Here is a 12,235-nt window from a genome sequence, read left to right on the forward strand (position 1 = left end):
TGGCAAATATGCAGTGCGGCTGGCCTGTGCGCTCAAGAAAGCCTAGAATTCAGCATCGTTTATTCCCAAGGTAGTCCTTCAATGTCCTTCGCTGAGCAACTAACCCGCCTGCAAGCCTTCCTCGACGCCGATGAGCTGCATGACGAGGCGCTGGACTACGTGGCCGCCCACGGCTACCTGACCGCCCTGTCGATCTGCTCCGACGTCGTCCCCGACCGTGAATGGATCGACGCGCTGTTCGCCGAAGAGCCGCACTACACCGACGCTGCCCAACGCGAAGAAATCGAATCCACCCTGCTGGCCCTCAAGGCCCACATCGGTCGCCAACTGGCCTCCGACGAGGAATTCGAGCTGCCATGCGAACTGGACCTGGGCGAAGAACCGGATGACTCCGACCTGCGCGGCTGGTGCATCGGCTTCATGGAAGGCGTGTTCCTGCGCGAAGCCGCCTGGTTTGAAACCGCCGAGGAAGAAGTCAGCGAAATGCTGTTGCCGATCATGGTCGGTTCGGGCCTGTTCGACGACCAGCCTGAGTTCGCCGACATTGCCGCCGACGCCAACCTGATGGACGACATGATCGTTCAGATCCCGGAAGCCCTGACCGCGCTGTACCTGCTGTGCAACGCACCTGACGAAAAACCGGCGATCCTCAAGCCACGTCACCACTGAGTCGCTTGCCCGTGACACCCATGGGCAATCGCTCTCTGCTCCTGCGCTACCTGCTCCTGGCCATCGGCTGGCTCAGTGTAGCGTTGGGGGTGATCGGCATTTTCCTACCGGTATTGCCGACTACGCCCTTCCTGCTCCTTGCTGCCGCCTGCTTCGCCCGAAGCTCCCCGCGTTTCTACCAGTGGCTGGTGCAACACCCACGCCTGGGCCCCTGGATCCGTGATTACCTGGACGGCAACGGCATTCCCCTTAAAGGCAAGGTCTACGCCATCGGCCTAATGTGGCTGAGTATCGGCGTGTCCTGCTACTGGGTGCCACTACCGTGGGCGCGTGGCTTCATGCTGACCAGCGCCGTGCTGGTGACGATCTACATCCTGCGTCAGAAAACCCTGCCGCCGCGCTGAACGCCCCTGCGACATTCGATCCCACACGACCTTGGTCGACACTGACTAACCCCAAGCATCATGCGAGACTGTCCAACCGGGCCCGGAATGCCCGGGTGTTCTCATGCTCGGAGTTACCATGACGCTGTCCAGCGGGCTGATCGCCGCCGTTGCCTTGGCCTATATGGCCATTATGTTTGCCATCGCCTTCTACGGTGACCGCCGTCGTGCGCCATTGCCGCCGCGCATGCGTGCCTGGGTGTATAGCCTGTCGCTGGCGGTTTACTGCACCAGTTGGACGTTCTTCGGAGCTGTAGGCCAGGCTGCCGAACAGTTGTGGGCTTTTTTACCAATCTATCTCGGGCCCGTGTTGCTGCTGGTATTGGCACCTTGGGTGTTGCAGAAGATGATCCTGATCAGCAAGCAGGAAAACATCACCTCCATCGCCGACTTTATTGCGGCACGCTACGGCAAATCCCAATCCCTCGCCGTGGTGGTCGCCCTGATCTGCCTGGTCGGCGTACTGCCCTATATCGCCCTGCAACTCAAAGGCATCGTGCTGGGGGTCAACCTGCTGATCGGCGCCGGCGCCGACACCACCGGCACCCGCGCCCAGGACACCGCACTGATCGTGTCGCTGGTGCTGGCGCTGTTCACCATCGTATTTGGTACGCGCAACCTTGATGCCACCGAGCACCACCGTGGCATGGTGCTGGCGATTGCGTTTGAATCGCTGGTCAAGCTGTTCGCGTTTCTGGCGGTCGGCGCGTTTGTGACCTACGGCCTGTACGACGGCTTCGGCGACCTGTTCAGCCAGGCCATGCTCGCGCCACGGCTGGAGGAATACTGGAAAGAGACCGTCAACTGGCCGTCGATGGTGGTGCAGACCGGTGTGGCCATGATGGCGATCATCTGCCTGCCTCGACAGTTTCATGTCACGGTGGTGGAGAACATCGACCCGCAGGACCTGCGCCTGGCCAAGTGGGTGTTTCCCGCCTATCTGATTCTTGCCGCACTGTTTGTAGTACCGATCGCCTTGGGCGGCAAGATGATGCTGCCCAGCTCGGTACTGCCGGACTCCTACGTGATCAGCCTGCCGATGGCCGAAGCTCATCCCGCGCTGGCCGTGTTGGCATTTATCGGTGGCGCATCAGCCGCCACCGGCATGGTCATCGTGGCAAGCATCGCCTTGTCGACCATGGTATCCAACGACATGCTGCTGCCCTGGCTGCTGCGTCGTTCCAGCGCCGAGCGGCCGTTCGAAGTGTTCCGCCACTGGATGCTGTCGGTACGCCGCGTGAGCATCGTGATCATTCTGTTACTGGCTTATGTCAGCTATCGCCTGCTGGGCTCCACCGCGAGCCTGGCGACCATCGGCCAGATCGCCTTTGCCGCCGTGACGCAACTGGCTCCGGCCATGCTCGGTGCGTTGTATTGGAAACAAGCCAACCGACGCGGGGTGTTTGCCGGGCTGGCAGCTGGTACTTTCCTGTGGTTCTACACCTTGGTCCTACCGGTGACGGCGAAAAGCCTGGGCTGGTCCCTCAGCCTTTTCCCAGGATTGACGTGGATGCATTCCCACCCGCTGGGTCTGTCCGTCACCTCATTGACCTTGGGCACCGTGTTCTCCCTGGCGGGTAACTTCACGCTGTTTGTGTGGGTGTCGATGCTGTCCCGCACGCGGGTATCCGAGCACTGGCAAGCCGGACGTTTCATCGGCCAGGAAATCAGCCAACGTGCCAGCGCTCGCTCGATGCTGTCGGTGCAAATCAGCGACTTGCTCAGCCTGGCGGCGCGCTTTGTCGGTGAAGAACGCGCCCAGCAAAGCTTTATCCGCTTCGCCTATCGCCAGGGCAAAGGCTTCAACCCTAACCAGAATGCCGACAATGATTGGATCGCCCATACCGAGCGGCTATTGGCTGGCGTGCTGGGGGCATCTTCGACACGTGCGGTCGTAAAAGCCGCCATCGAAGGGCGGGAAATGCAGCTGGAAGACGTAGTCCGCATCGCCGACGAAGCGTCGGAAGTGTTGCAATTCAACCGCGCATTACTACAAGGCGCCATCGAGAACATTACCCAGGGCATCAGCGTGGTCGACCAGTCCCTCAAGTTGGTGGCCTGGAACCGGCGTTATCTGGAGCTGTTCAACTACCCGGACGGCCTGATCAGCGTGGGTCGACCTATCGCCGACATCATCCGCTACAACGCCGAACGCGGCCTGTGCGGACCGGGCGAGGCCGAAGTGCATGTGGCGCGACGGCTGCATTGGATGCGCCAGGGCCGCGCGCACACCTCCGAGCGCTTGTTCCCCAATGGCCGGGTGATCGAGTTGATCGGCAACCCGATGCCCGGCGGCGGTTTTGTGATGAGTTTCACCGACATTACCGCGTTCCGAGAAGCCGAGCAGGCGCTCACCGAGGCCAACGAAGGTTTGGAACAACGGGTGACCGAGCGCACCCATGAACTGTCGCAACTCAATGTGGCGCTCACCGACGCCAAGGGCGTGGCCGAGTCCGCCAGCCAGTCGAAGACCCGCTTCCTGGCGGCGGTCAGCCATGACTTGATGCAACCTTTGAATGCCGCACGCCTGTTTTCCGCCGCCCTCTCCCACCAGAACGACGGCCTCTCCAGCGAAGCCCGGCAATTGGTGCATCACCTGGACAGCTCATTGCGTTCCGCCGAAGACCTGATCAGCGACCTGCTGGATATCTCACGCCTGGAAAACGGCAAGATCAATCCGCAGCGCCAGCCGTTCGTACTCAACGAACTGTTCGACACCTTGGGCGCGGAGTTCAAGGCGCTGGCCCAGGAACAAGGCCTGCGTTTCCGCCTGCGCGGCAGTCGCTTGCGCGTCGACAGCGACATCAAGTTGCTGCGGCGCATCCTGCAGAATTTTCTCACCAACGCTTTCCGTTATGCCGACGGCCCGGTGCTGCTTGGCGTACGCCGACGCAAGGGCGAGCTGTGCCTGGAAGTGTGGGACCGTGGCCCCGGTATCCCGCTGGATAAACAGAAGGTGATCTTCGAAGAATTCAAGCGCTTGGACAGCCACCAGACCCGCGCAGAGAAAGGCCTGGGCCTGGGCCTGGCAATCGCCGACGGCTTATGTCGCGTGCTCGGCCATCGGTTGAGCGTGCGTTCATGGCCAGACAAAGGCAGCGTGTTCAGCGTGCGCGTGCCGTTGGCGCGCAACCAGGCCAGCCCGCAGGTCAAGACACCCCAGGAAACCGGACTGCCGTTGAGCGGTGCACAGGTGCTGTGTGTGGATAATGAAGAGAGCATCCTGATAGGCATGCGCAGCCTGTTGACCCGTTGGGGCTGCGAGGTGTGGACCGCCACCGACCAGGCGCAGTGTGCGGCGTTGCTCGCCGACGGTGTGCGCCCGCAACTGGCTCTGGTGGACTACCACCTGGACCATGGCGAAACCGGTACTGAGCTGATGGGTTGGCTGCGCGCACAATTGGCCGAGCCGATTCCCGGCGTGGTGATCAGTGCCGACGGCCGACCGGAAATGGTGGCCGAGGTGCATGCGGCGGGGTTGGATTACCTGGCCAAGCCGGTGAAGCCGGCGGCGTTGCGGGCACTTTTAAGCAGACACCTACCTCTGTAGGAGCGAGCTTGCTCGCGAAGAACGCACAGGCAACACGGTCATTCAAAATGCCCGCGTTATCGTTAATGTTTTTCGCGAGCAAGCTCGCTCCTACAAAAGGCGATCGTTTATTCAGGAAGATGGGCCACGCCATCTGAATCCGTCATCGCCCGCTCCAGCAAGTCAGCCGGCAGGCTTTTACTCGCACGAGCTCCCAGCAACCTCAGTTGCTCAGTGCGGCTGACCAGATTTCCGCGTCCATCTGTCAGCTTGTTTCGCGCCGCGCTGTAAGCCTTATCCAACTGCTGCAAGCGGTTGCCCACTTCGTCCAGGTCCTGGATAAACAGTACGAACTTGTCGTACAGCCACCCGGCGCGTTCGGCGATTTCCCGGGCGTTCTGGCTCTGGCGTTCCTGCTTCCACAAGCTGTCGATCACGCGCAGGGTCGCGAGCAAGGTGGTCGGGCTGACGATCACGATGTGGCGGTCAAACGCTTCCTGGAAGAGGTTGGGCTCGGCCTGCAATGCAGCAGAAAACGCCGCCTCGATCGGCACGAACAGCAACACGAAATCCAGGCTGTGCAGGCCTTCCAGGCGTTTGTAATCCTTTCCGGCCAAACCTTTGACGTGGTTTCGCAGCGACAGCACATGCTGCTTCAGAGCTGCCTGGCCGATCACTTCGTCATCCGCCGCCACGTACTGCTGATACGCAGTGAGACTGACCTTGGAGTCCACCACCACCTGCTTGTCGCCGGGCAACATGATCAGCACGTCGGGCTGGAATCGCTCGCCATCCGGGCCTTTGAGGCTGACCTGGGTCTGGTACTCGCGGCCCTTTTCCAGGCCTGCATGCTCCAACACCCGTTCAAGGATCAGCTCACCCCAGTTACCTTGGGTTTTCTGGCCCTTGAGCGCGCGGGTCAGGTTGGTGGCCTCGTCCGACAGGCGCAGGTTCAGCTGCTGTAGGCGCTCCAACTCTTTAGCCAGGGAAAAACGCTCGCGCGCCTCGTTCTGATAGCTTTCTTCCACACGCTTCTCGAAGGACTGGATGCGCTCCTTCAAGGGATCAAGCAATTGGCCCAAACGTTCCTGGCTGGTTTCGGCGAAGCGCTGTTCGCGCTCGTCGAAGATCTTGCCGGCCAGCTCGGCGAATTGCGCACGCAGCTCATCGCGCGAGCCTTGCAGGTCGGTCAGGCGTTGTTGATGACTGTCCTGTTGTTCACGCAGTTCGGCGCGCAAGGCGGCCGATAAGGCATCGAGGCGGCGCAGCTCGGTCTCTTTTGCGCTGCGGTCGAGGTTCCACGCATGGGCGGCGTCGCGCGCATTATCGCGGTCGATCTGCAATAGCTCGACTTCGCGGCGCACAGCGGCCAGGTCAGCCTGCTTGGCGGCATTGGCCTGGCTTAAATCGCTGATCTCATCGCGGCTGGCATCCAACTGCGCAGCGAGACCTTCCTGGGCCAATTGCGCGGTGGCCAGGCGTTCTTCGAGCAGTTCCCAGCCGGACATGCGTGAGCTCAGGCGTCGCTGAAGCTGCCAACACACGGCCAATAAAGGCACGGCCGCGCCAGCGAGGCCCAGGGCAATACTGGTCCAGTCAAAAACCATAGACATGTCTGCCATCACCGAAAAAAACCAAGGTTAGCGGAGCGCAGGGCCTGAGGACAGCTCAGTCTTCGACCTGGCCCAATTCGCGCTGGGCGCGCCGGTCACCGGCGCGGGCGGCCAGCCGTAGCAGGTCGTGGCCGATGCGGCGGTCGCGGGCATTCCCGCATTCGCGGCACATCAGTTGGCCCAGGCGGCTCTGTGCAGCGACCACCCCTTCACGGGCCGGCTGCTTGAGCAAACGCCCGGCGAAGTGCTTGACGTTGGGGTTGTGACCCAGGCGCGGGCTGTCGAGCAACCACAGGGCAACTTTCAAGGAGAAGCGCTTGGGAGCGGTAACAGTTTGAGGGGCGTCGGTAACAGAAGGTGATACTGAGCGAAACTTCATAAAGCACTGTGGGACAGAACGGAAGGCGCGCCACTCTACTCTTTTTTTCGTACAGGTAAAGCTGAAAAAACTCTGCACGCCCGTTCTAGAGCAAGCGCTCGGGACAATCCACAGAAGCTGTGGATAACTCAGTGGACAACCCCCCTTGAACTCGCGCAAAGCCCCATGGAATGGGGGCCGCAGTCAAACTGACGATTTTTTCACCAATAAAAAAAAGCCAGATTTTTCATTGACTTAAATTTCCATTGCAGGCAAATGGTGGTCACATCGCACAGTTGACAGTACGGTTACACACCCTGCAACCAATGTGCACAAGTACCCATCCGATGGTTATATCGTCGGCTTTTTTTGAAGCCACCCGCTACAGAAATGTTACCGCAGGGGCAAACCAGGGACTTTTCAAATCTTTCCCGGCTCGCCACACTCCCCAACCTACAACGCAACAATGGGTGGGTTGATGAAAGGGATTCTGTTATTCGCCGTGTTGCTGCTGGCCATCTGCGTCGTTTCCTTGGGGATCAATGCAGCACTGCCGTCACCGGATGGGGCGCTGTTCGCCATCGCGATCCTGCTGTCGGCGGCGTTCACTGCCGTGAGCCTGTGCATCGAACTGGGCGAAGGCCGGATAAATGACATGGGCGACGTGATGAAGGTGGTCGAGACCGGCCGATCCCTACGCCTGACCCTTGCCGCCTACGGGCTGGGCTGTTCACTGGCGGCGGCGACTACAGTGCTGGTTTATCGGGGCCTTCTGGGCGGCTGATGAAAGTTTTTTAGCTAACACACTTCCCTTACCTGTTTCAATCCGTTACTATCCGCGGCGTTAGTACCAAGCTGAAAGTCAATTCTGGTCGAACAACTCCCCTGTCCAACACGGGATCGACCACCTCGATGGTTTCCAGGTATCACTTGCGACGACACTGCCTTTGAACAAGCAAAGGGTGTTGCGAAGTTTCCATACTCTGACCGAACCAACCTGCAAATTGATCAGGATCTTCACCCCGGGCCCAGAACCTTTGCCCCTGTTGTGTTGCCTGCCCTCCTAAGTACCTACCTGCCAGCCCAAGCGCGCCTAACTTATCAGCGCTTCAAACTGGCTGCTTTGTTCCAGTCGGTTTCTTCGTTCGATCAATCGTGGTCAACGTCGCTGGAACGTTTTAATACGGCACGGTTCTTATCTGTGTCATTTGTAGGAACACCAATAATATGAACGCTCAAATCCATACTCAGGATGCCATTCGCACCCTCACCAACGCTTTTGCTCCAATGAACTGCCTGATCATGGCCGCTCGCAAAGGCTGCTTCAGCTTCACCCTGGTCAACGAACATGGCATCGCTCGTCACAGCGAACGCCTGTACCCCGATCAATACTCCAGCGCAGAACCGCTGCAGGCCGTGATCGAGCGTACCCGTCAGGCACTGACTGCCTGATCGACCCGAGTCGCTGAAACACAAAAACCCTGTTTAAAAAACAGGGTTTTTTATTGCCCGGAATTTGCCAATTGAGCTTTTGCACTAAGTTCAAATAGGTATAAACGTTATAACTAAATGAAGAAGATGTTTTAAAAACAGTCCTTTACATCACAAATATGACACTACACTTCAACTCAAGCGGCATGATCCGCTTCCGGCGAGCCTGAGATCCGATCCACTGCTGCCAAGCCCCCACCTTCTCAGGCTTCGTCGACCACTTTCACGGATTGAGGCTTGTATGGGTATCGCTGCCAGCGAATTGTGTCGTTATGTGATCCGGCCGACCTTGATATACCTCGGCCGCCATAACCTGACGGCCGAGTCCCTGCTGCTGGGCATTGCCGCCAGCCAGTCGGAACTCGGTTCCGCACTGCACGACCGCCGTGGGCATGGCCTGTACAGCATCACCGAACCGCGCCACCGCGCCTTGTGGGATGACTACCTGGCGCTGGACCCCGAGCGCGCCAGCCTGGTACGCGGGCTCGCAAGCCAGCACGCGTTCCTCAGCGCCCCGCAACTGGAGCTCACCGTCAACCTGCGTTACGCCACGGCCATCGCATGGTTGTTGGTGGAACAACACACCCCCGCACTGCCTCCGCCCGGTGATGTGCTGGCAATGGCACGTATCTGGAAAGAAATTTTTCACCCACAAGGACGGCTGCGCGATTTCACTCAAGCCTGGCAAACCTGTGTTTCACCCATGAATCACGTGGTTTGCTGACCGGGCAATTTGCAAGACTCGCCAAAAAACCTGAATTTTGGTCGGATTGTCCTACAAAACCGCTCTATCTCCTGCATTACAGCCTATAGCGCGATCTTAAATTTATTGTTACTTTCCGCAGCGGTGATCACCACGGAGTTCTAATAATGAAAAAAGTAATGCTCAAGACCACACTTAGCCTCGCCGTTGCCATGGCATCCTCCCAACTGTTCGCAAGCGGTTTCGCACTGAACGAACAGAGCGTCAGCGGGATGGGTACGGGTTTCGCAGGTCGCTCTTCTTCTGCCGATGATGCAAGCACTGTTTACGGTAACCCGGCCGGTATGGCTCGCCTGAATGGCCAGCAGATCACGGGCGGTGTTGCGGCGATTGATGCCTCGACCGATATCAGCGATACCGGCGGCAACTCACGCGGCTCCAACAAAGGTGACATGGTTCCGTTCACTGCGGTGCCATTTGGTTTCTACACCAACAAACTTAACGACCAGTGGGCTATCGGCTTCGGTGTGTACGCACCGTTTGGCCTGGTAACCGACTACGAAAGCGGCTTCCAAGGCAAAGGTTTCGGCAGCAAGAGCGAAGTGAAGGTCATGACCTTCCAGCCAACTGTCAGCTATGCCTTCAACGACCGCGTGTCCATCGGTTTTGGCCCGACCATCAACCGGATTTCCGGTGTGCTGGAATCGGACAAGACGCTCGACCCTCGTTTTTCAGACACCAACGTCAAGATCAAGGGTGACGACACCGCGCTCGGCTTCAACATCGGCGTACTGGTCCAGGCCACTGACACCACCCGTGTCGGCCTGACCTACCACTCCAAGGTCAAGTACAAGCTTGACGGCCACACCACTGTGAGTGGTCCGGCGCAAACCCAAGGCTTCCTGCGTAACAACCGCTACGACGCCTCGTTGAAGATCGACACCCCGGAATCCTACGATCTGTCGGTCACTCAAGACCTGACTGATGCCTGGAAACTTTATGGCGGCGCAACCTGGACACGCTGGAGCCGCCTGAAGGAAATCACCGTCAACAACGAAGGCGTGACGGGCCTGGGCGGCGGCGCTCTGGCGCCGAGCCAACTCACTGCCATCACCGAAGAGCAGAACTGGCACGACACCTGGGCCTATGCCGTGGGTACCTCGTACCAGTTGACCAAGCAAGTGGTGCTGCGCACTGGCCTGACCTTCGACCAGTCGCCGACCAACAATACCGATCGCTCGCCACGTATTCCGACCGGCGACCGTACGATCTTCAGCGTCGGCTTGGGCTACAAGGTCATGGATAACATGACTATCGACCTGGCGTACTCGTACCTGCAGGAAGAAGACGTCAAGGTGAACAACACCGCCAAAGCCCCTTCGACCGCCAGCTACCGCGCCAAGTATGAAAACAGTGCCAACGGTTTCGGCCTGGGCATGACCTACACCTTCTGATTCAGACGGGTGTAAAAAAGCCCCGCTCTCCTGCAAAGGAGTCGGGGCTTTTTAATGGCTGGCGATCAAGGCTTGGACGCTATCGCCTCCTCTACCGCCTTGATCATGTCCGGACTGTCCGGCTTGGTGAGGCTGGAAAAGTTGGCGATCACCTTGCCCTGCCGATCCACCACGTACTTGTAGAAATTCCACTTCGGCGGCGCGTCGGTCTGCTGCGCCAACACCTTGAATAAATGCACCGCATCCGGCCCCTTGACCTTCTGTGGCTCGGTCATGGTGAACGTCACGCCGTAATTCACGTAGCAGACCTTGGCGGTTTCTTCGCCGGTCTTGGCTTCCTGCTTGAAGTCATCCGACGGCACGCCGATCACTTCCAGCCCTTCGCCCTTGTAACGCTGGTACAAGGCTTCGAGGCTTTTGAATTGTGGGGCGAACCCGCAAAAGCTGGCGGTGTTGACGATGACCAGGGGCTTGCCGGCAAAGCGCTGGCACAGGTCGATGGATTCCTTAGCGCGCAGCTTGGGCAATTGGCCTTCCAGCAGCGGCGGGCAACTGGCAGCCAGCGCAGCACTGCCAATAGCCATCAGGACGGGTACAGCAAGCCACCGCATCTGCATGTCGTGTGTCCTTGAAAGTAGTCAAACCACGAACTTAACAGATCGACATACTCAGTTGCATCAACGCCAGCCCGCCGTTTTGCCAGCCCCACCAGGCCAGCAACATCAAGACCAACACCGCGGCGAGTATCAACCCGCGTATCGCTATGCTCATGCCGCCTCCATCTGCGCCTGCAATCGCGCCACTGGCCGCTCGCGTACCGGCCAATTCAGGGCCGCAGCCAGCAGGCTCAGCAGGATCGCGACCTGCCAGATCAAATCGTAGTTGCCGGTTCGATCATAGACCACCCCGCCCAGCCAGCCACCCAGGAACGAACCGAGTTGGTGGAACAGGAACACGATCCCACCGAGCATGGAGAGGTTTCGTACACCGAACAATGTGGCGACGGTGCCGTTGGTCAGCGGAACGGTAGACAGCCACAGGAAGCCCATCGCCATGCCAAACAGATAGGCGGTGACCTCAGTGACCGGCGCCCACAGGAACAATACGATCACCACCGCCCGCAACAGGTACAGCCCAGTCAGCAAGCGCGGTTTGGACATGCGCCCACCGAGCCAGCCGGCGGTGTAGGTGCCGAAGATATTGAACAGGCCAATCAGCGCCAGCACGGTGGTGCCAACGGTGGCCGGCAAGTGCTGATCCACCAGGTAGGCCGGCAAATGCACGCCGATAAACACCACCTGGAAACCGCAGACAAAAAAACCGAAGGCCAACAGCCAGAACCCGGAATGGGAACAGGCTTCCTTCAAGGCTTCGCGCAAGGTTTGCTGACCCGCCAGCACCGGCAATGGCCGGTCCTTGAGCATCGCCACCAGCGGCAGAATCAGCGCCACCATCAGGCCCAGTGCCAGCAATGCCGCAGACCAGCCCAACCAACTGATCAAGCCCAAGGTGCCCGGCACCATGGCGAACTGACCAAACGAACCCGCAGCACTCGCAATCCCCATGGCCATGCTGCGTTTTTCCGGCGCCACGGCCCGGCCGACCACACCAAGAATCACCGAGAACGAGGTGCCGGACAGGCCGATACCAATCAGTAAGCCGGCACTTAAGGACAACGACCACGCCGAATCGGACATGCCCATCAACACCAGGCCCGCCGCGTACAGGACGCCGCCGACGAACACCGCTTTAGTCGCGCCAAAGCGGTCAGCCAGGGCGCCGGTGAACGGTTGCGCCAGGCCCCAGATCAGGTTCTGCAAGGCGATGGCAAAGGCGAAGGTCTCACGGCCCCAGCCGAATTCGCTGCTCATCGGTGCCAGGAACAGGCCGAAACCGTGCCGCACGCCCAACGACAACGCCAGGATCAGCGCACTCCCTACAAGAATCCAGCCACTGGTGCGCCACATCGAGGTCA

The 12,235-nt window shown here is 59.4% G+C and carries 11 protein-coding genes; 7 read left to right on the top strand and 4 right to left on the bottom strand.

Features of this window, described 5'->3' with window-relative positions; genetic code table 11:
* Window positions 1–81 precede the first annotated feature (81 nt).
* The 3 genes from HX868_RS22890 (at window position 82) to HX868_RS22900 (ending at window position 4,662) form a co-directional block, all read left to right on the top strand.
* Window positions 82–669, top strand: coding sequence for a UPF0149 family protein (locus HX868_RS22890; RefSeq protein ID WP_016976541.1), 588 nt, complete (start codon window positions 82–84; stop codon window positions 667–669).
* Window positions 670–689: 20 nt separating this feature from the next.
* Entirely contained in the window at window positions 690–1,073 is a 384-nt protein-coding gene (locus HX868_RS22895) for a YbaN family protein (protein WP_177004448.1), read from the top strand.
* 118 nt (window positions 1,074–1,191) lie between these two features.
* The gene (locus tag HX868_RS22900) at window positions 1,192–4,662 is read left to right on the top strand and encodes a hybrid sensor histidine kinase/response regulator (protein ID WP_177004449.1); all 3,471 of its coding nucleotides are present in this window, start codon (window positions 1,192–1,194) and stop codon (window positions 4,660–4,662) included.
* Between the two features lie 107 nt (window positions 4,663–4,769).
* On the opposite strand, the gene HX868_RS22905 is transcribed toward HX868_RS22900, so the two are convergent.
* Window positions 4,770–6,134: a DNA recombination protein RmuC gene (locus HX868_RS22905; RefSeq protein WP_166794315.1), complete on the bottom strand. Its 1,365-nt coding sequence runs from the start codon at window positions 6,132–6,134 to the stop codon at window positions 4,770–4,772.
* A gap of 175 nt (window positions 6,135–6,309) precedes the next feature.
* Window positions 6,310–6,633, bottom strand: a complete 324-nt coding sequence (locus tag HX868_RS22910) for an SEL1-like repeat protein (RefSeq protein ID WP_177004450.1) — start codon at window positions 6,631–6,633, stop codon at window positions 6,310–6,312.
* Window positions 6,634–7,090: 457 nt separating this feature from the next.
* On the opposite strand from HX868_RS22910, the gene HX868_RS22915 reads away from it, so the two are divergent.
* The 4 genes from HX868_RS22915 (at window position 7,091) to HX868_RS22930 (ending at window position 10,260) form a co-directional block, all read left to right on the top strand.
* Window positions 7,091–7,396, top strand: coding sequence for a hypothetical protein (locus tag HX868_RS22915; RefSeq protein ID WP_177004451.1), 306 nt, complete (start codon window positions 7,091–7,093; stop codon window positions 7,394–7,396).
* 443 nt (window positions 7,397–7,839) lie between these two features.
* Window positions 7,840–8,064 (top strand): hypothetical protein, encoded by a 225-nt coding sequence (locus HX868_RS22920; RefSeq protein WP_005790139.1) that lies wholly within the window; start codon window positions 7,840–7,842, stop codon window positions 8,062–8,064.
* A 280-nt stretch (window positions 8,065–8,344) separates the two neighbouring features.
* On the top strand, window positions 8,345–8,827 hold the full coding sequence (locus HX868_RS22925) for a hypothetical protein (protein ID WP_177004452.1): 483 nt from the start codon (window positions 8,345–8,347) through the stop codon (window positions 8,825–8,827).
* A gap of 146 nt (window positions 8,828–8,973) precedes the next feature.
* Complete coding sequence (locus tag HX868_RS22930) at window positions 8,974–10,260, top strand: OmpP1/FadL family transporter (RefSeq protein ID WP_177004453.1); 1,287 nt, start codon at window positions 8,974–8,976, stop codon at window positions 10,258–10,260.
* A gap of 65 nt (window positions 10,261–10,325) precedes the next feature.
* On the opposite strand, the gene HX868_RS22935 is transcribed toward HX868_RS22930, so the two are convergent.
* A complete protein-coding gene (locus HX868_RS22935; RefSeq protein ID WP_122726701.1) occupies window positions 10,326–10,877 on the bottom strand; it encodes a glutathione peroxidase in 552 nt (183 codons plus the stop codon).
* Window positions 10,878–11,027: 150 nt separating this feature from the next.
* On the bottom strand, window positions 11,028–12,227 hold the full coding sequence (locus HX868_RS22940) for an MFS transporter (protein ID WP_161630248.1): 1,200 nt from the start codon (window positions 12,225–12,227) through the stop codon (window positions 11,028–11,030).
* Between the last annotated feature and the right edge of the window lie 8 nt (window positions 12,228–12,235).

Origin of the sequence: Pseudomonas reactans, from assembly GCF_013385825.1 — a bacterium.
Lineage (GTDB): Bacteria > Pseudomonadota > Gammaproteobacteria > Pseudomonadales > Pseudomonadaceae > Aquipseudomonas > Aquipseudomonas reactans.

Excerpts from the sequence above, each read along its gene's own strand:
- HX868_RS22915 (WP_177004451.1), top strand. The coding sequence starts at position 7,091 with ATGAAAGGGATTCTGTTATTCGCCGTGTTGCTGCTGGCCATCTGCGTC.
- HX868_RS22910 (WP_177004450.1), bottom strand. The coding sequence starts at position 6,633 with ATGAAGTTTCGCTCAGTATCACCTTCTGTTACCGACGCCCCTCAAACT.
- HX868_RS22940 (WP_161630248.1), bottom strand. The coding sequence starts at position 12,227 with ATGTGGCGCACCAGTGGCTGGATTCTTGTAGGGAGTGCGCTGATCCTG.
- HX868_RS22895 (WP_177004448.1), top strand. The coding sequence starts at position 690 with ATGGGCAATCGCTCTCTGCTCCTGCGCTACCTGCTCCTGGCCATCGGC.
- HX868_RS22935 (WP_122726701.1), bottom strand. The coding sequence starts at position 10,877 with ATGCAGATGCGGTGGCTTGCTGTACCCGTCCTGATGGCTATTGGCAGT.
- HX868_RS22925 (WP_177004452.1), top strand. The coding sequence starts at position 8,345 with ATGGGTATCGCTGCCAGCGAATTGTGTCGTTATGTGATCCGGCCGACC.
- HX868_RS22900 (WP_177004449.1), top strand. The coding sequence starts at position 1,192 with ATGACGCTGTCCAGCGGGCTGATCGCCGCCGTTGCCTTGGCCTATATG.
- HX868_RS22920 (WP_005790139.1), top strand. The coding sequence starts at position 7,840 with ATGAACGCTCAAATCCATACTCAGGATGCCATTCGCACCCTCACCAAC.
- HX868_RS22930 (WP_177004453.1), top strand. The coding sequence starts at position 8,974 with ATGAAAAAAGTAATGCTCAAGACCACACTTAGCCTCGCCGTTGCCATG.
- HX868_RS22890 (WP_016976541.1), top strand. The coding sequence starts at position 82 with ATGTCCTTCGCTGAGCAACTAACCCGCCTGCAAGCCTTCCTCGACGCC.